Genomic DNA, 18,785 nt, shown 5'->3' on the forward strand with positions numbered 1-18,785 from the left:
GTGCCCCAAGACGACAGTACTTCACACAAATTTCTCACATGGTAATAGTATCTTAATAAAATCATTGCGTCAACCGCTTCATAGCGCGGTCCAACGGTTTCCTAACTGTTCGAGAACTTGTCCAACAAAATTCCCGACCATCTGACCTTGTTGGTCACGACTCATCGTCTCAAGAGCTAGACGTGGCACGTAGATAATCTCTTCTGCGGCAGTCTCCTTCCACCTTAAATCAGCGGTGATGAAGGTGATGAAACGGAATTGCCCGGAAGCAGCCGCTTGACGCCATCCTTCCAACTGTTCGATCGACGGTACATCGATGTAGGTCATGGCAGGTAAGAGCAACGCCCGTCCAGATAGCTGGCGTTCGACTTCGGACGCCACCGTCAATGTCATGTCTGCGCATTCCGCATAAGCATGCATCGCCTCATCGAAACCGATCGGAAGCAAAGGCACGATTAGCGTGTCGATATACGCTTGCTCGCTTCGTGTCCGCTGTACGTCGGATGGTTTGAAACGCAAGTCATTTCCCCCTTTCTTTCTTACTTACAATTCGTCACATTTAATGTATCATATCCACATTTCCTCCTGCTCTCTTAATGTGAACGTTTTATGAAATTCCACCCTATTTTTCTTCATATTTTGCACAAATCTTCACATACGAAAAAGACTCTATCGCCTGTTATAAGCAATAGAGTTCTTTGATTAAGGGAGTTGATTTCGAACGAGACGTAACTGTTCGGAAAGGGAGTGGAATCGATGTTGATCGCGTGCATCAAGTGCTTCATCGATCAATCGGACCAACCGTTCTTCTTCTTGTCGATTGACCGTGACAGCGATGAAATGAGTCGCTTCATCTGCTAAACGCGGTTCAACAGCGACTTCCGGACGAAATGGATTTTCTTCCAGTAAAGACAAGTATTCATCGTCCATCATCATGCCTTGGAAGTTTAGCTCGATGTAGATATCTTCCGATGTCAAACGAATGTCATGATACGCTTTTTCTGGATCTAGCGTCGTGACGTCCCCTTTTTTAAAAAGAAACGGTTCCGCATCGAATCCATATGTCGTCATGATGATGGCTTTCGGAGCGAAAGTCGCATTTTGAACGAAGTGTACCTGCTCGAGTTTTGCCTCGTTACGCAACCAGTAATCGATGATCCATTTTGCTTCCCGTCGCTTTAACGTGTAATAGGTCAAGATGCGGCGTAAGAATCGCTGCTTTCTCTCTATCATCTCAATCCTACTCCCTTCTCCCGTGAAGTCATCCATCCATTCGTTCAACATAGTCGACGAGTTCGTTATCCTCTGGTGTCAACTGTGCAGCGCGTCGTAAGAGACGTTGTCCCTCTTCACGCCGTCCTTCCTCGACGAGTGCAAAACCATACTCTTTCAAGAAAAGCGCGTCTTCCGTGAATGCGCCTTCGACTATCGCATAGTTCTCCATCGCTTGCGTGTATTCCTCTAACGCATATAAAGCGCGCGCCCGGTACCATGTCAGAATCGGAGCCGTGACATGTTCTTCAATGGCTGAGATCGTCTCAATCATTGCTTCATGATCCTCGTCTTCTGCCAGTAACGAAAGCAAACGTTCCGCTGCGACGATTGATTCCGGGTTTAAAGCGAGTGCTTCACGTAACGCTTGAACACTTCCTGCGCGATCGCCGAGTTTGAGAAGGAATAAGGCTTCCATCGTCCGTAACTCGTCATTATAATCATCGCGCTCCATCCCTTGCTTGATGACGTTCAGTGCTTCTTTCGTCAGCCCAAGTTCGGCTTGGCTTTCCGCGTACGGTACATACGCTGATGTATAATCTGGATCCTGCGCAATCAATTGTTGGAATGTCTCGACTGCTTTTTGGTGTTGACCGACACGGTGAGCCGTCATCGCAAGACCAAACAGCGTATGCAAGTCGGAACGTTCTGCGACAGCACGTTCATACAGTGGAATCGCATCCTCAAATTGTCCTGTCATCGCGAGTGATTCCGCGTACAGGGCATCGAGCGGCAATTCAGCACGTAACTCTGGACGCTCTGCGATTTCAGCGAATAGTGGTACCGCTTGATCAAACGCACCGAGCGTCATGTAGAGCTCGGCTAATCCGTATGCCAGTAATGGTTCTTCAGGAGCGAGATTACGTGCTTCCTTCAGCTTCGCTAATGCCACTTCGTCAAGACCTTGTGACTGATAGAGGTCAGCGAGTAATACGAGAGAACGGGGACCATATTCCATGTCCGTTGTGTCGACCTGCTCAAGGACAGAAATCGCTTCCTCTTCCCGGTCCAAATCGATATAACATTCTGCCAGTAACAAGGCGACTCCGGCGTTACCTGCGTATTCGACGTAAAGCGGTGCCAATAGATTAACTGCTCGGTCTGATAATCCAAGTTCGATATAGAGATCGGCAACCGCGAGGCGATCCTCATCCGTCCCTGTCTTTTCGAGTTGTTCTAGTGTCGCTAAGGCTTCCGAGGTATGACCGTGTTCTAGTTCTTCGATGATGCCATTCAATACTTGTTCATTCAAGGCAAACGCCCCACTTTCTGTCATCCGCCTATTTCTTACTCAGATCGGTCGGATTGAAGTTTCTTTAAATCATCATAGAACGTTGGGTAGCTGACTTCAACTACTTCGCGTCCATGCACTATAATTTCCGGGTTGATTGTCGCCGCGATCGTCAACATCATCGCGAGTCGGTGATCACCTGCACTGTCGACTTCCGCTGCTTGCAAAGGTGTCGGTCCTTCGATAATCATACCGTCATCCGTCGCCTCGATATTCGCCCCGAGACGCCGTAACGCCGTCACGACCGTCTCGATCCGGTCCGTCTCCTTGACACGGAGCTCTTCCGCATCGCGAATGATCGTTCGTCCCTCTGCTTGCGTCGCAAGCAATGCAAGTAACGGGATCTCATCGATCAAGGAAGGGATTTGTTCACCTTCGACCGTGGTCGCTTGCAACGATGTCGTCTCGACGGTCACATCTGCCGTCTCCTCTCCACCATCTTCTGAGCGATGATCGATTTCGACACTTGCCCCCATCTGGCGCAACGTCTGTAAAAAACCGATCCGTGTCGGATTCATCAAGACGTGCGTCGTCGTGATCCGACTATCCTGCCCGATCGCTGCTGCCGTCCACCAAAACGCTGCTGACGATGGATCCCCCGGGATGTCGAGTGACGTCGCTTGTAAATGTACAGGACCTTGAACACGAATATGTCGACCATCTTCGTAGTCATCGATCGATACGTCAACGCCAAACTGCGGCAGCATCCGTTCCGTATGGTCCCGTGATAGAATCGGCTCGATGACCGTCGTCTCGCCCGTCGCATGTAAACCTGCGAGTAAGACGGCACTTTTCACTTGCGCGCTTGCGACCGGTAACGTATACGTCGTTCCGACAAGTGGCGTTCCCGTAATGTGAAGCGGCGCCGTCTCACCTGTTATGTTCGCTCCGAACAAGGCAAGTGGTTCCGTGATCCGTTTCATCGGACGTCTGCGCAAGGAAGCATCTCCATCGAGTACATACGTTGCTTGACCGCCTGCTAGAATCCCACTTAAAAGACGGATCGTCGTTCCCGAGTTTCCGCAATCGATCGTTGCTTCATGAAACGTTTCCGTACCGGTGATGCGAATTTCTCCTGCTGTTCGCTCGACGTGTGCCCCAAGCGCTCGCATCGCTTCTAATGAAGCGAGACAGTCCGCTCCTTCGAGTGCATTTCTGACATGTGTCGTTCCTTTAGCGATCCCACCGAACAGAAAAGCACGGTGTGTCATTGATTTATCGCCCGGTACTTGTACTGTTCCTCTTAATCCCATTCTAAACACCTCATTGTTTGATTGAACGCTTGTTGCAATCGTTCTTCACTGATTGCCTCTAAGTCAAAACGTCCTTCTTTCTCAAGGACGAATCGGATCGTAGTTTGGTGATTCTTTTTGTCGCGACGCATCAGTTCCAGATATGTCTCGAACGATTGTCGGTCCGGCAATCCGGTTCCGAGACGGTGGAGCAACCGTCCGAGTTGTTCCGCCTGTTCCTCATTTCCTTCCAAAAACTTGACGAAGACGAGTCCGATCCCTACTGCCTCGCCATGCGACAGACCCAGGCTCGCATATTCAACGGCATGCCCGAATGTATGCCCATAATTCAAGAAGGCACGCATCCCTTGCTCCGTCTCATCTTGTTCGACGATATCCCGTTTAACGTTAATCCCTCGTGCGAGCCAGTCTTCAAGATCAAGCCCTTTGATAGTATCCAACGAGACATCGAGTAACGTATCTGCAAACGATGGTCGTGCGAGGAATCCATGTTTGACCAATTCAAAGAAGCCGCTCCGCCATTCCCGATCTGGTAATGTCTGAAGAAGCGTTAAATCATACACGACACCGCTCGGTTGATAAAATGCCCCGACCAAGTTTTTTCCAAGCGATAAATTCAAACCGACCTTTCCACCTACACTCGAATCATGTGCTAAGAGTGTCGTCGGAATTTGAATGAACGGGATGCCGCGCAAAAAAGTCGCTGCAACGAATCCCGCTAAATCACCTATCATGCCACCACCAAACGCAAGGATGATACTATGTCGTGTCATTCCATGACGTATTCCCTCTTCCAATAAAGAACCGTAGACCGCAAGTGATTTACTCTGCTCCCCAGTTGGCACAGTGCTGACATGAATGCTTGTTGATTGAGATATAGACCCTAATGCCTCTTGCAACGTGTGCAAGTGCAAGTCTCGAACCGTCTCATCCGTAATGATCCAGATGCGATCCGCCTCGTTCAGCGCCGAAAGATGCGATAAACGTGCTAATGCCCCATTTCCGACAAATACTGGATATGACGTTTTTAACCGGATATCAAGCTCGATCAAAACGTTCGAACCTCCTCTGTATAAGCGGCAACGGCAGCTTGAAGACGATCAATCGTTGATGTTCCGAACATTTCAAGGATGGCGACCGCAATCTCAAACGCAACGACGGCTTCTAAAACAACAGATGCGGCAGGAACGGCACAGGCATCACTTCGCTCGATTTGTGCCGTGAAGGCTTCCTTCGTCTCAATATCGACTGATTGCAGGGGACGATAGAGAGTCGGAATCGGCTTCATCGCGACCTGGACACGAATCGGCATCCCTGTCGACATCCCTCCTTCGATTCCACCTAGATGATTCGTCCGTCGATGATATCCGGATGCATCATGGACGATCTCATCTTGGACGGTACTTCCTTTGCGACGACCGAGCTCGTACCCGTCACCAAAACCGACTGATTTCATCGCATTGACGCTGATGACAGCTTGCGCGATTCGGCTGTCGAGCTTTAGATCGTTTTGGGTAAAGGATCCAATGCCTGGCATCATGCCCGTCACGACGACTTCGATCTCACCGCCGAGTGTATCGCCTTCTTTTTTGGCAGCATCAATTTCCTCCATCATTCGTTGTCCTGCAAGTTCGTCGGCACAGCGAACAGGTGAAGCATCAATGGTTTCCTGATATTCTACAGGATCTTTCCAAGGGGCATCAATCCCACCGATCGATCGTACATGCGAGAATACTTCAATTCCGAGTTCATTCAGTAATTGTTTAGCGAAGGCACCGACGGCAACACGTGCTGCTGTCTCACGCGCTGAAGAACGTTCCAGCACATCGCGTAAATCGCGATGACCGTACTTCAATCCTCCGACGAGATCCGCATGTCCGGGACGTGGACGCGTTAATGTCCGTGGGCGTTCTAACTCTTCTTCGAGCGGTTCCGCCTGCATGACTTGTGTCCAGTGCGTATGATCCTTATTCTCGATGAACAAACTGATCGGTGATCCCGTCGTGTATCCGTGGCGAATCCCACCACGTGCATCAATTTGATCTTGTTCGATTTGCATCCGTCGACCTCGTCCGTATCCCCCTTGACGACGCGTCATTTCACGCTGAATGGCTTCGAAATCAATCGTGAGTCCTGCCGGCATCCCGTCAATGATAACGGTCAATCCTTTTCCGTGCGATTCTCCTGCTGTCATGTAACGCATTCGCTTCATCCCTTCCTGTTCAACCGATTTTTTCGTAAAAGAAGCTTTGTTTCATCTTTAATCCAAATCGTTCTGGTTGGAAAATTTGTTCCGTTCCTCCAACGAACAGAATACCGCCTGGTTTTAAGGCCTCGACGAACGAACGATAGACATGTGCTTTCGCTTCTTCCGTAAAATAAATCAGTACATTACGGCAGATGATTAAATCAAAACCGGTATCGTACCGGTCGCCTAACAAATTATGTTTACTGAAACGAACAAGTCGTTTGATTTCTGGAACAACTTCGAATGTCTGCTCCTGCTCCATGAAATATTGCTTTTTCCGCGCTTCTACGACCTCATTCAATGCGGAAGCTCCGTATCGACCAAGCTTCGCTTTTTCAAGGACAAGCTCATCTAAATCCGTTGCTTGAATCGTAAAAGCCGACGGATCGAGTCGTTCACTTAAGATCATCGCTAGGGAATACGGTTCCTCTCCCGTCGAACAGGCAGCACTCCACGTTCGAATTCGTCCATGTGCACGTGATTCCAAGACCGGTAAGATGTCTTGCTCCAATTGTTGCCAACGTATCGGATTACGGAAGAATTCACTGACATTAATCGTCATCCGATCTAGAAATTCTTCGTATAACGAGGTACTTTTGTCCATTGCCTGCATATAGGACGCAAACGTACTGTACCCTTTTTTGTCACGTAACGCCGTCAACCGTCGTTTCATCTGTGCTTCTTTATACTGACCGAGATCAATCCCTGATTTGATCTTGAATCTTTGAATGAAAAGTTCGTAATCTTCCAATTGGCACACCTCGCTCACTCTCGATATCAAATGGTCATCTCTTTGACCGGTTCAACTTATTTTCTATAGTAGCATAAAGCTATAGGCATTCCAAAAAGCAATTAACCAATCCGGTCAGTCCGTTTTACAAGAATACGACAAAAGGGATTCGATTGAATCGAATCCCTCCCCGCTTGTCCTACTATTCATGTATTAGACATTAACTGGCTGTCCTTGAAACCAAAGACCAAGCTCACGCTCCGCACTTTCGATACTGTCTGAACCATGAATGACATTCTCACTCATCGTGTTCGCAAAATCACCACGGATCGTTCCAGGTGCTGCTTCAAGTGGTTTTGTTTTTCCGATCATCAAACGAGAAACGGCAACGACGTCTGCCCCTTCAACACGCAAAGCGACGACAGGACCTGACGTCAGGAAAGTGACCAACTCTCCAAAGAATGGTTTCTCCGCATGTTCCTCGTAGTGTGCTTTTGCGAGTTCTTCTGTGACGTTCATCATTTTCATTTCACGAATGATGAATCCTTTGCGTTCGATCCGTCCGATGATTTCCCCAATCAATCCACGTTCTACGCCATCCGGTTTGACCATTAAAAATGTCTGTTCCATCTCTAGTTCCCCCTATGAAATGCTTTTAGAAAAGCGCTTACATAGTCAGTTTACTGGCTTTTTAGAAGAACAGCAAGAAATTTTTGACAATCTTTATCCTTTTCGTTTACCAACGTAGCGCGCCACTTCTTCGAGCGATCGTTTAGCGGAAGATTTAGGTAAGGGTTCGAGCCGGTTGATGGCACGACGAATGTAAAGATCGACCGTTCGTTGTGTTCGTTCGAGGGCACCTGAAGTTTGAAGAAATGCTAGCAATGGTGCAACTTCTTCATGGGTAGGCATCGTCTCGATTTTCGAAAGACTTTCGTAAAAGGCAGCATCTTCCGCTCCATAAAAGACGGGTAACGTCTTATGTCCATGACGTAGATCCTCTGCCACTGGCTTACCAAGTTGCGTTCGATTCGCTGTGAAGTCAAGCAAATCATCAGCAATCTGAAAAGCGAGTCCGATATCTCGTCCAAACAGTCGTAACGCTTTCGTATCGGCCGCTGAACAATTCGCAACGATTGCACCTAGATGGCAACTTGCTTCAATGAGAATGGCTGTTTTTCGTTCAATTCGTTTGATATAACGTTTAATCGACTGTTCCCAATCATATTGATCATAGATCTGTTCAATCTCACCCTCGCAAATTTCACGCATCGTATGGACCATGACTTGGACCAGCTCTGGTTTTCCGACTTCTCCAATCAACCGAATCGCTTCCCCAAACAAATAATTGCCTGAATAAAGCGCCACTTCTTCATCGAAGTATTGCATAACGGTCGGTTTTCCTCGTCGTAGTTCAGCGTCATCAATGACATCATCGTGTACAAGCGATGCCATATGGACGAGCTCAAGACTTGCTGCTACACGGATCAGTTCATCTCGATCTGCCTCACCGAATTTAGAGGCTAACAATACGAACGCTGGTCGAATCCGTTTTCCACCAGCTTTCAGCAGTTGTTTTCCTGCTGCATCAATCGTTGGTTCCTCCGAAGCGATATGACTGATCAGAAAACGATCGACTAAATTAACTTCCTTCGTGACATCACGGTAGATGGAATGCAGTGACATCTCACCACTTCTTCCCAAGGTGCATCGCAGCAGCCCCACCCGCGAATGCTTTGACTTCCACTTGCATGAAGCCTGCCTGTTCGAAGAGTTGTTTCAGTTCGACACGGTCGAGGAACACTTCCGTTGATTCTTGTAACCAGTTGTATTGATCATACGATTTAGCAAGCAAACGACCTACTTGTGGCATGATTTTTCCAAAGTATAGCGAATATGCTTCTCGGAAAATCGGTGCCGTCGGTTGACTCGTTTCCAGACAGACGACCGTTCCACCTGGTTTTAAGACGCGATGCATCTCTTTAATGACCTGAAGGTAATCAGGAACGTTCCGTAAACCGAAACCAATTGTCACGAAATCAAATGAGTTGTCACCAAACGGTAAATCCATCGCATTTCCGTGAATCAATTCGATGTTTTTCATATCGAGCGCTTCTACTTTCTCCACGCCGACTTTTAACATGTTCTCTGAAAAATCAAGTCCCTTGATGACACCAGTCGGACCGGCTGCTTTTGCCAGTTGAATCGTCCAGTCTGCCGTTCCACAACAAAGATCAAGACATTTAGCACCTGGGAAGACTTGCATCCGGCGCATCGTTTCGCGTCTCCACAATTTATGCAGTCGGAAGCTGATGACTGAATTCATTTGATCATAGTTCGTTGATATCGATTGGAACACTTCATACACTTTTTTTTCTTTATCTTTTGTCTGCACACTGCTCACCCTTTCCAAGATCTCATGCTACCGCCATCTGTTCGAGATGCGATAACAGTAATTTCTGTGCGACCAGATCTAGCTGCTCTGCCTGTTGTTGAATGATCTGCCGTCCTTGTCGTGTCAGCCATTCTCGTTTGGTGATTGCCGCGAGTCCTTGCATTAATCCGAACTCTGCTGTTAACCATAAGAGAACCCGTTCTTCCGTTGATTCATAGTTCATTTCGTGTAAGGCACACTTCGCTTCATTGACACGTTGAATGGTCCGTCCGAGTGAGACAAGAACCTCTTTCGGCAAACCCGCTAATTGTTCGAAAAAGTAGCTCGAGAAAAGATCTCCAGCTAATACAAGAAGCTGTCTTTCCTTCGAACCGCGTAATGTTTTACTGACGCGTTCATGCAGACGTAAAGCGACTTGTGCGAAATGAATCGCTTTGACGAGTGCTTCTGAATCTAGCTTGTCATGTTGAGCGACATCAATCAACCAACGGATCTGTTCACGATCGATGGAAGGGAAATCCACATGTCGAGCCAATCGTGTCGTTTGTTTAGTGGTGAGTGCAGTGATGATTTCATCCACGCGCAGCTCATGTTGTTCCATGCTTTTACCCCCCGATCTCCAGTGCCATCTCGTTGATGGACGTTCTTCTTTTTTAATATACCATAATCGGCGGGCTTTCACGCTTCTGAATGTCCACAAAAAAGCCGCCCGAGAAAATCTCGGGCGACTATGTAGCCGGATTACTTCACAGCATCTTTCAATGCTTTACCTGGTTTGAAGGCAGGTACTTTGCTTGCTGGAATCTCGATATCTTCTTTCGTACGTGGGTTGCGACCTTTACGGGCTGCACGCTCACGGACTTCGAAGTTACCAAATCCAATCAATTGGACTTTCTCTCCAGACTGAAGTGTCTCAGTGATCGATTCGAATGTTGATTCAACAACTTTCGTCACGTCTTTTTTTGTAAGACCTGATTTTTCGACGACTGCTTGAATGAGTTCAGTTTTGTTCATTACTTTCACCCCCTCCCAATCACTTCTTCGAGGGTAATCATACCCTATAAACGTTGCTATTACAACATTTTCGTGTAAATAACGTTCAATTTTCAGATTCTTCGCTCGATTTCTCTGAAAACACAGGTTCGCCTTTTTCGTTTATCGTGTAGCTTTGAGAATAGGCAGGAACAAAAGGTTGATCTTCATAAAGCAAATGCCGAATATCCTGACCGACTTTCGGCTTTTTCTTCGCAGTTTGTACAGCTTTCTTCAACTCTGGCAAATAGTTGATGAAAAGACGACCTTGACCATCGACATAGATCGATAGCTTTTCATCTGAGTACGGACTTGGGACAGTCGGTTCTTTTTTGATGAATAACTTTTTATAGTCAAGGGTAAACTGATTTTTTCCGATGGAGCCTTTAAATGGGTACTTATCATTCTTCTTGCGATACGCATCAATTCGGACTTGAAGCTTCTGTAGTTCTTCCGCGACAAGCAAATCCATCAATTTGACAGTCGGCTTCGTCTCAACGTCGACCAACAAATAGATGAATGTTCCCCCGCCTTCGAAACTGTTCGTTGGTGGATCACTCATATAACGAGGTATCAGACGGCCCAGTTCGATTTGATAACGTTCCATGAGTGGCGTATCTGCCTCCATCGTTTTGATCGGCAAAACACCTGTGTCTTTCTGGTATGCATCGACGGCATCCTGAACGGTACGTAATTGTTGCGGATACGGCACGCGGTTCGACGGTTTCTGGCTGTCCGGAAAGAGACAACCTGATAATAACGTCACCGGAATGAGCATGAGTAGTACGAACCACTTTTTCATGCGCTCGGTCCCGCCATGACGATAAATACCATGATGATCGACGCAACGATGAAACAAACGAATGCCAAGGTTGACACGAGAATCTGCCAAATCCCTTTCAACTTCGTCCGACTGACCGTGACCAGCAAGACACTGATCGCAAAGAGTCCGATGCCAGCGAACGAAATCCACATTTTTAATAATCCTGGACTCAAGGTTTCCACCCCACTCCGTTAATCTTTCGTCGTGAAGAGATGCTCGATCTCATTTTTTTGTGGTCGTTGCATCAACTTTTTGACTTCTTCTTCCGGTGTATGACCGTCAAAGAGAACATGGTATAAAGCAGAAGTAATTGGGAGTTCACATTGTTTCGACTCTGCTAGATCATATGCAGCTTGTGTCGCACGAACACCTTCTACGACCATTCCCATGTTTTCAAGCACTGTCTCTAGTTTTTCTCCTCGACCGATGGCATTTCCCGCACGCCAATTTCGGCTATGGACAGAAGTACAAGTGACGATTAAGTCACCCATTCCTGTCAAGCCGGTGAACGTCATTGGGTTTGCCCCAAGCATCGTTCCAAGACGAGCCATCTCGACCATTCCACGCGTAATCAAGGCTGCCTTGGCATTGTCCCCGTAACCGAGACCATCTGTCATACCCGCAGCAAGTGCAATGATATTCTTCAGTGCTCCACCGAGTTCTGCCCCGATGATGTCCGCATTGAGGTAGACACGGAAGTTTTCATTCGTAAACAATTCCTGCACACGACCAGCCTCTTCTAAATCATCCGATGCAACGGTCACCGTCGTCGGTTTACGTAACGCAACCTCTTCAGCATGTGAAGGACCTGTCAAGACACAAACCGCTTTACGTTTCGCCGGGTCGACCTCTGCTTCGATCAACTCAGACAATCGAAGATGTGTCTTCGGTTCGATTCCTTTTGATGCATGAATCAGGACGACTGGTTCTGTCAATAGTTCATTTAGTTGACGAGAAACCGCACGAATCGCAGATGACGGTGTCACGATCAAAATATGTGTTGCGCCTTCGACCGCCACTTTGAGATCCGTCGTCGCCTTCAATGATTGTGGCAACACGACGCCCGGCAAGAATTGCGCATTTTCATGATGCTCATTGATACGGTCGACATTTGTTTGTTCACGACCGTAAAGAATGACTTCCTGATCATTATCGGCTAAGACGAGCGAGAGCGCTGTTCCCCAGCTTCCTGCTCCGATGACAGCGATTTTGGTCATACTGAATCACCTCATTATTGTTTTTGACGAGCTAAAATCCGGATTGGTGTACCTGTGAAATCAAATGCCTCCCGAATCCGGTTCTCGAGATATCGTTTATAAGAGAAGTGAAGCAATTCTGGATCATTGACGAACAAGACGAACGTTGGCGGACGCGACGCGACCTGAGTCGCATAGTTAATCCGTAAACGAACTCCTTTATCTGTCGGCGCAGGGTTCATAGCGACAGCATCGACGATGACATCGTTCAAGACACTTGTCTGAATCCGTTGCGCATGACTGTGCGCTGCTTGCTGAATGACTGGTAATAACGTTTGTAAACGACGTTTTGTTTTTGCTGAGACGAAGACGATTGGTGCATAGTCAAGGAAACGGAATTCTTCCCGAATCTCTTCTTGCATCTTTTTCATCGTCTTATCATCTTTTTCAACAGCATCCCATTTATTGACGACAATGATGACCGCGCGACCTGCTTCATGGGCATATCCTGCTACTTTTTTATCTTGTTCGATGATACCTTCTTCACCATCAAGAACAACACAGACGACATCTGCTCGTTCGATTGCTTTTTGAGCACGCATGACACTAAAGCGTTCTGTCGATTCATAGACTTTCCCGCGTTTTCGCATCCCTGCCGTATCGATGATGACGTATTCTTGTTCATCCCGCGTAAATGGTGTATCGATTGCATCACGTGTTGTACCAGCGATATTCGAGACGATGACACGCTCTTCACCAAGAATCGAGTTCGTCATACTTGATTTCCCGACGTTTGGACGACCAATCAAGGCAAACTTAATCGTACTTTCGTCATATTCCAACTCTTCTTTATCTGGTGCTAATTCAAGGACACGGTCGAGTAAATCACCAAGTCCAAGACCATGTGTACCAGAAATCGGGAATAAGTCCCCGAATCCAAGAGAGTAGAATTCATACATTAAATCACGCATCTCAAAATTATCCACTTTATTGACAGCTACGACGACTGGTTTGTTCGAACGGAACAACATGTTCGCGACTTCCTCATCCGCTGCTGTGATTCCTTCGCGTCCGTTCACCATGAAAATGATGACGTCCGCTTCATCAATGGCGAGCTCCGCCTGATGACGCATCATTTGAAGTAGGGGCTCATCCCCAACTTCGATTCCACCTGTATCAATCAAATGAAAATGACGATTCAGCCATTCTCCAGTTCCGTAAATACGGTCGCGGGTAACGCCTGGCTTGTCTTCTACGATTGAAACCCGATCTCCAATCACCCGGTTAAAAATCGTCGACTTTCCGATATTTGGGCGACCTACGATCGCCACGACTGGAATTGCCATCCCAACACCTTCTTTCTCTTCTCTCGCTTCATAGCCGTTCTATTGTATCAAATCAAACTCTCATATACCATAACAAACCGCATATAAAAAGCGGACACGCTTGTGTCCGCTTTGTGTCATCCTTTATTCTTTCGTCTCTGAATCGTCTTCTGTCAAGTCAGCGACAGAAAATCCTTCTGATTGATTCGAGTAATCCGAATAGTCCTCAGAAGACCCTTCTTCCTCTTCGAGAACACGTGTCGAGAGCGAGATCTTGTGCTCATCAAGACGCACTTCGAGTACCTTCGCTTCAATTTCTTGTCCTTCTTCAAGTACTTCTGAAGGCGATCCGATATGACGGTTCGCGATTTGTGAAATATGCAAAAGCCCTTCTACCTGCGGTGCAAGCTCAATGAAGGCACCGAACTGGACAAGACGACGTACGCGTCCTTTGACAATATCCCCAGCTTCGATTTTCCCTTCCATCTGTTGCCATGGACCCGGTTGTGTTTCCTTGATCGACAACTTAACCTTTTCTGTATCACGGTCGACGCCAAGTACTTTGACTTCGACTTTCTGACCTTCCGTGACGATGTCCGAAGGACGTTCGACACGATGGTGTGCCATTTCCGAGATATGAACGAGACCATCGACGCCACCGATATCAACGAAAGCACCGAAATCTGTCAATCGTTGGACTGTTCCTTCTAGAACTTGCCCCACTTCTAGATTTTCGAGTGTCTCTTTTTTCTTCGCGTTCAATTCACCTTCAACGACGGCTTTGTGCGAGAGAATGACACGGTTCTTCTCTTGATCGAGTTCAACGACCTTGACGTCAATCGAACGACCGATGTAATCCGAGAAGTCCTCGACGTAATGCCGCTCGACAAGCGACGCTGGGATGAATCCACGGACACCGATATCAACGACGAGACCACCTTTAACGATGTCTTTCACGACAACTTCAAAGATCTCACCTGATTTATACTTCTCTTCAACTTGCTCCCACGCTTTAAGTGCATCAATTTCTCGTTTTGAGACGACGACCTCTTCATCCGTGATTTTCTTGACCTTCACTTGTAGTTCATCTCCGACGTTCAACACACCACGAATATCATCGAGATGAAGACTCGATACTTCGCTGATCGGTAAGATGGCTTCTGTTTTATATCCGATATCAATGAGTGCTTGCTTGTCTTCAATTTTCACGACCATTCCGGTAACTACCTGGTCCCGATGAATTTCAAAATCAGGCATATCTTTCATTTCTTCGACCATTCCAAAACAACCTCCTCACGATGAGTACAAGAAACGCCTGACACGTGTCAATGCGTTTATCCTGCTTCTAACTTCTTACAATTCTGACTATTTGTCAAGGTATTAAGCGTGATTGAAGTAGACGGATTTGATTTCGTCCATGATTCGATCAGAAATCGCTTTCGCAGCACCACGTTGATCACGTAAATCCGAAATATCGACCGGTTTTCCGATCGCGACGCGCATTCGTTTGAATGGGCGATACGATCCAATGATGGCAATCGGTAAAATCTGAGCATTCGATCGTAAGGCGAAGAACCCTACACCGGGTTGTGCTGATGTGAATTCTCCTGGAGCAGAACGCGTTCCTTCTGGGAAAATGCCAACAGTCTCATCCGTATTTAACAGCTCGATCGTCCGTTTCAAGGCTTGACGGTCCCCTTGACCACGACCGACAGGATAGGTTCCTGCCGCAATCATCAGCTGCTTTAAGGCAGGGACTTTAAACAACTCCTCCTTCGCCATATAACGAACCGAACGTTTCGGTGGAATCGCACTGACGAGGAAGACGGGATCCCAATTTGAACTGTGGTTGGCACAGATGAGTAAGGAACCGTCTTTCGGAATATTCTCTTGCCCCGTCACCTTCAATCGGAAGACTGTTTTGGCTATGACCCAGACGACAAACCGCGCAATCCGATAAACGGTATCTTGACGTTTCATTTTAGAACACCTTCCGCTAGTTCCATCAGGCGAACAACGACTTGATCAATCGTCATCTCTGTCGTATCTAGATATAATGCGTCGTCTGCTTGGCGTAGAGGAGAGACTTCACGTTCACTGTCCCGTTTGTCCCGCAGCGCGATTTCTTCTTGAAGAACTGTGATATCGCTATCCATCCCACGCGCGATGTTCTCCCGGTGCCTTCTAGCTGCACGCTCTTCCACAGTTGCCGTCAAGAAAACTTTTAATTCAGCATCAGGTAATACGACTGTACCGATGTCACGACCGTCCATGACGATGCCACCCTGATCTGCTAATTTTCGTTGCGCCGTGACGAGTGCTGCTCGAACTTCTTTTTGACGAGCGACGAACGATACATTATTCGTGATTTCGATGGAACGGATCGCATCCGTCACTTCGCGATCACCAATAAAGACACGTTGCCCGTTTTCGCCTGGTGTTAAACGAATATCAAGCGATTTCATCAATTCGCCAAGCACTTCTCCGTTGTTCAGGTCAAGCGATTGTTCGAGTGCTGCGAGCGTAACGGCACGATACATCGCCCCTGTATCGATATATACATAGTCAAGGCGTGCCGCCAGTTGTTTTGCGATCGTACTTTTCCCAGCACCTGCTGGTCCATCTAATGCAATTTGAATCTTCTTCATCATCCATCCAATCCTTCCATCTTCCCCATATTTGATGGGGATTCATTCTTCCGAACGTTATCATAGCAAAAAAATGCGGTCAGGTGAATGGATTCATGCCCCTTCTTGAACTTTTCATTTGCATTTGATAACAGTGACGCAATACTAGCTCACGACTTCTGTCAGGAATCATTGTAAATTGGAATGCGAGTTCATACCGTTCTTCCCGTCGATCGATACGGACGAGCTCAGCAATAACATCTAAAGTACTCGAAATACCGTCACCAGTAGGTAGAATGAATGTCATCTCCACCTCTTCCTCTTTTTGAATCGGTAACTGATCCGACAAAATCATCATGCCACCAGCCGATAAGTCAAGCGTCACCGTCGTAAACGGATCAAATTGCGTTTTATGCGGATGAACGGCGACATCGAGCATTTGTGGTACTCGAACGAATTGACGTCGTTGGATGCGCTCGATTTGATCATCACTCGGTCGCTTTAAGGCGTACCGCTGACCACGAAGTGGATCATTTTGTCGTTCCACGACGACCGTATCAAACCCAAATAATTTACCTTTTTCTTTAAAGAAGTAAAAAGAAACTTCTTCGTGATCTGACAAGATGAACGTTTTCAATGTCGCGACCTCACTTGGCGCCTCGATCCAAATCAATCGATTCGTTACGGCTGTTACTTTTGACCGTCCTTGTCGATCCTCACTATTCGAAAGCATTACTAAATCCCCGATTTCCATCATCCTACTTCGCTCCTACTTTCTATTCGATGCCATCTGAATGTTGTTTTTTTCGTTTGAATCGACGATTCAAACGGTTGGCACCTCGTACTTGAAATAATCCGATCGTCCATAAAATGATCATGAAGACGATTGGCAAAGCAGATATACCACCATTTTCCAATATTAACAAATTAAATAAGATATGTGCAAATACCGGAATCGTTATCGATAAGGACAACCACCGATACGGGTGAGGCGAGAATTTCGCCATTCCCATGAAGAAACCCATGATGACAGCAAACAAAGCATGACCGGATACCGGTAGTAAAGCTCGGAATAGCATGTGTTCGACCGTTCCATTCACCATCAGATATAAGATGTTCTCAAGGGTAGCAAATCCAAGCGAGCACGCTACGGCATAGATGATCCCATCATAATAATCATTAAACCGTTGATGGATATACACGGTATAAAAGACGACGAACCATTTTGCAAACTCTTCTGTGACTGCTGTTCGAATCAATTGCACCTCTTCACGCCCACCAAACTCCGTTTGAACGATGTAGTCGATGAACATCAAGGGAAAAACGAGTAAAATTCCAAAAATGAAGCTTCGAAGGATATATCCAACGGGCTCTGATTCATGTTCGTGACGTAGATAAAAATAAGTTAGGAGTGCGATGCCTGGGGCAACTCCGGAGAAAACGATTTGAATCACGCTTCCTCTCCCCCTTTCTTCCTCTCCATAAGAATAAAGGTTTATTGAAAAAAAGAAAACGTCCTCGTTGTTTCGGGAGGGAAAAAGGTTACAATATGGAAGAACTAATTGAATATGCTATAGAAAGTAGGTGAAGGTCTTTTGTCTTTTGACACAGACCATTTAGAATGAAATCATTATTATTAATTCATACGGGTGGAACGATTGCGATGGCGCAAGATCACTCTGGTCACGTCTTACCGAATGACATCAATCCACTGGATGCTTCACTACCTCGAGCGACGGATATCGCAAACATCACAACGCGTCATTTTTCAAATTTACCTTCTCCACATATGACGCCCGACATCATGCTACGTTTGGCACACTTCATCGAAAGTGAACTTGCTAAGGAACACTACGATGGAGTCGTCATCACCCATGGGACGGATACACTTGAAGAGACAGCTTATTTCTTGCATTTGACAATTGGTGCACCTGTTCCGATTGTTTTGACTGGAGCCATGCGTTCATCCAACGAAGTCGGATCGGATGGCGAGTTTAATTTGATCACGGCACTCCGTGTCGCAGTCAGTGAAGCAGCGTGTGAAAAAGGTGTTCTCGTCGTATTTAATGGTGAGATTCATTCGGCATTCAACGTCACGAAAACGCATACGTCATCCGTCGATACGTTTAAATCGGTTCACTTCGGAAATCTTGGCATGGTGACGAAAGATCACGTTTACCTATTCAACACGCCACTTCTGAAGCAAACACATATGGTAACCTCGCTCTCTAAACGTGTTGCTGTTTTGAAAGTATATGCCGGAATGGAACCAGATTTATTACTAGCCGTGAAACAACTCGGTTACGATGGACTCGTACTTGAAGTTCTCGGTCAAGGGAACGTCCCTCCGAGTATCGTCGATGCCATTGCCGAATTGATCGCAGTCATGCCGATCGTCATCGTTAGTCGATGCTTCAATGGAATCGTGCAAGATGTTTATGGATATACAGGTGGCGGTCAACAGTTAAAAGAGATCGGTGTCATTTTCTCAAATGGACTGAACTCACAAAAAGCACGACTTAAATTAATGATTGAACTCGAAATCAATTCGACCCAATCAGAACTCGAAGAGTCATTCAGGGTCGAATAAATG

General features: G+C 46.8%; 22 protein-coding genes. 1 reads left to right on the plus strand and 21 read right to left on the minus strand.

Features of this window, described 5'->3' with window-relative positions; all coding sequences use genetic code 11:
• Positions 1-78: 78 nt before the first annotated feature.
• From VJ374_RS09845 to prsW, 21 genes are all read right to left on the minus strand, one after another.
• On the minus strand, positions 79-519 hold the full coding sequence (locus VJ374_RS09845; RefSeq protein WP_035407181.1) for a DUF2487 family protein: 441 nt from the start codon (positions 517-519) through the stop codon (positions 79-81).
• A gap of 183 nt (positions 520-702) precedes the next feature.
• Positions 703-1,233 (minus strand): ReoY family proteolytic degradation factor, encoded by a 531-nt coding sequence (locus tag VJ374_RS09850; RefSeq protein ID WP_035407179.1) that lies wholly within the window; start codon positions 1,231-1,233, stop codon positions 703-705.
• Between the two features lie 28 nt (positions 1,234-1,261).
• On the minus strand, positions 1,262-2,548 hold the full coding sequence (locus VJ374_RS09855; RefSeq protein WP_231496842.1) for a tetratricopeptide repeat protein: 1,287 nt from the start codon (positions 2,546-2,548) through the stop codon (positions 1,262-1,264).
• Between the two features lie 11 nt (positions 2,549-2,559).
• Positions 2,560-3,816, minus strand: coding sequence for a 3-phosphoshikimate 1-carboxyvinyltransferase (aroA, locus tag VJ374_RS09860; RefSeq protein ID WP_035407177.1), 1,257 nt, complete (start codon positions 3,814-3,816; stop codon positions 2,560-2,562).
• Positions 3,807-4,868, minus strand: a complete 1,062-nt coding sequence (aroB, locus tag VJ374_RS09865; RefSeq protein WP_035407175.1) for a 3-dehydroquinate synthase — start codon at positions 4,866-4,868, stop codon at positions 3,807-3,809. The genes aroA and aroB overlap by 10 nt, the downstream gene beginning before the upstream one ends.
• Positions 4,865-6,019 (minus strand): chorismate synthase, encoded by a 1,155-nt coding sequence (gene aroC, locus VJ374_RS09870; protein WP_035407171.1) that lies wholly within the window; start codon positions 6,017-6,019, stop codon positions 4,865-4,867. The genes aroB and aroC overlap by 4 nt, the downstream gene beginning before the upstream one ends.
• A 19-nt stretch (positions 6,020-6,038) precedes the next feature.
• Complete coding sequence (locus VJ374_RS09875; RefSeq protein ID WP_329471046.1) at positions 6,039-6,815, minus strand: CheR family methyltransferase; 777 nt, start codon at positions 6,813-6,815, stop codon at positions 6,039-6,041.
• A gap of 192 nt (positions 6,816-7,007) precedes the next feature.
• Positions 7,008-7,424 (minus strand): nucleoside-diphosphate kinase, encoded by a 417-nt coding sequence (gene ndk / locus VJ374_RS09880; protein ID WP_035407166.1) that lies wholly within the window; start codon positions 7,422-7,424, stop codon positions 7,008-7,010.
• A 93-nt stretch (positions 7,425-7,517) separates the two neighbouring features.
• Positions 7,518-8,480: a polyprenyl synthetase family protein gene (locus VJ374_RS09885; protein WP_035407163.1), complete on the minus strand. Its 963-nt coding sequence runs from the start codon at positions 8,478-8,480 to the stop codon at positions 7,518-7,520.
• Position 8,481: 1 nt separating this feature from the next.
• A complete protein-coding gene (locus tag VJ374_RS09890; RefSeq protein ID WP_035407160.1) occupies positions 8,482-9,189 on the minus strand; it encodes a demethylmenaquinone methyltransferase in 708 nt (235 codons plus the stop codon).
• A gap of 22 nt (positions 9,190-9,211) precedes the next feature.
• Positions 9,212-9,790, minus strand: a complete 579-nt coding sequence (locus VJ374_RS09895; RefSeq protein ID WP_035407157.1) for a heptaprenyl diphosphate synthase component 1 — start codon at positions 9,788-9,790, stop codon at positions 9,212-9,214.
• Between the two features lie 140 nt (positions 9,791-9,930).
• Complete coding sequence (locus VJ374_RS09900; RefSeq protein ID WP_012370671.1) at positions 9,931-10,203, minus strand: HU family DNA-binding protein; 273 nt, start codon at positions 10,201-10,203, stop codon at positions 9,931-9,933.
• Between the two features lie 85 nt (positions 10,204-10,288).
• Positions 10,289-11,023, minus strand: a complete 735-nt coding sequence (locus VJ374_RS09905) for a hypothetical protein (RefSeq protein ID WP_329468758.1) — start codon at positions 11,021-11,023, stop codon at positions 10,289-10,291.
• Positions 11,020-11,217 (minus strand): DUF2768 domain-containing protein, encoded by a 198-nt coding sequence (locus tag VJ374_RS09910; RefSeq protein ID WP_231496841.1) that lies wholly within the window; start codon positions 11,215-11,217, stop codon positions 11,020-11,022. Before VJ374_RS09910 ends, VJ374_RS09905 begins: the two co-directional genes overlap by 4 nt.
• Positions 11,218-11,235: 18 nt before the next feature.
• Positions 11,236-12,261 (minus strand): NAD(P)H-dependent glycerol-3-phosphate dehydrogenase, encoded by a 1,026-nt coding sequence (locus tag VJ374_RS09915; protein WP_035407152.1) that lies wholly within the window; start codon positions 12,259-12,261, stop codon positions 11,236-11,238.
• A gap of 14 nt (positions 12,262-12,275) precedes the next feature.
• Positions 12,276-13,586 carry a ribosome biogenesis GTPase Der gene (gene der, locus VJ374_RS09920; RefSeq protein WP_029342014.1) on the minus strand — a complete coding sequence of 437 codons (1,311 nt, stop codon included), beginning with the start codon at positions 13,584-13,586 and terminating at the stop codon, positions 12,276-12,278.
• A 123-nt stretch (positions 13,587-13,709) separates the two neighbouring features.
• Complete coding sequence (gene rpsA / locus VJ374_RS09925; RefSeq protein WP_056062180.1) at positions 13,710-14,843, minus strand: 30S ribosomal protein S1; 1,134 nt, start codon at positions 14,841-14,843, stop codon at positions 13,710-13,712.
• Positions 14,844-14,945: 102 nt separating this feature from the next.
• On the minus strand, positions 14,946-15,545 hold the full coding sequence (locus VJ374_RS09930; protein WP_035407149.1) for a lysophospholipid acyltransferase family protein: 600 nt from the start codon (positions 15,543-15,545) through the stop codon (positions 14,946-14,948).
• Positions 15,542-16,216 carry a (d)CMP kinase gene (gene cmk, locus VJ374_RS09935; RefSeq protein WP_035407146.1) on the minus strand — a complete coding sequence of 225 codons (675 nt, stop codon included), beginning with the start codon at positions 16,214-16,216 and terminating at the stop codon, positions 15,542-15,544. Before cmk ends, VJ374_RS09930 begins: the two co-directional genes overlap by 4 nt.
• Before the next feature lie 76 nt (positions 16,217-16,292).
• Entirely contained in the window at positions 16,293-16,949 is a 657-nt protein-coding gene (locus VJ374_RS09940) for a flagellar brake protein (RefSeq protein WP_035407143.1), read from the minus strand.
• Positions 16,950-16,968: 19 nt separating this feature from the next.
• The gene (prsW, locus tag VJ374_RS09945; RefSeq protein ID WP_329468759.1) at positions 16,969-17,646 is read right to left on the minus strand and encodes a glutamic-type intramembrane protease PrsW; all 678 of its coding nucleotides are present in this window, start codon (positions 17,644-17,646) and stop codon (positions 16,969-16,971) included.
• A 167-nt stretch (positions 17,647-17,813) separates the two neighbouring features.
• Between prsW and VJ374_RS09950 the strand changes: the two genes are divergently transcribed.
• Positions 17,814-18,782: an asparaginase gene (locus VJ374_RS09950; protein WP_329468760.1), complete on the plus strand. Its 969-nt coding sequence runs from the start codon at positions 17,814-17,816 to the stop codon at positions 18,780-18,782.
• The last annotated feature ends 3 nt before the right edge of the window (positions 18,783-18,785 follow it).

The organism is Exiguobacterium sp. 9-2, from assembly GCF_036287235.1.
Taxonomy (GTDB): domain Bacteria; phylum Bacillota; class Bacilli; order Exiguobacteriales; family Exiguobacteriaceae; genus Exiguobacterium_A.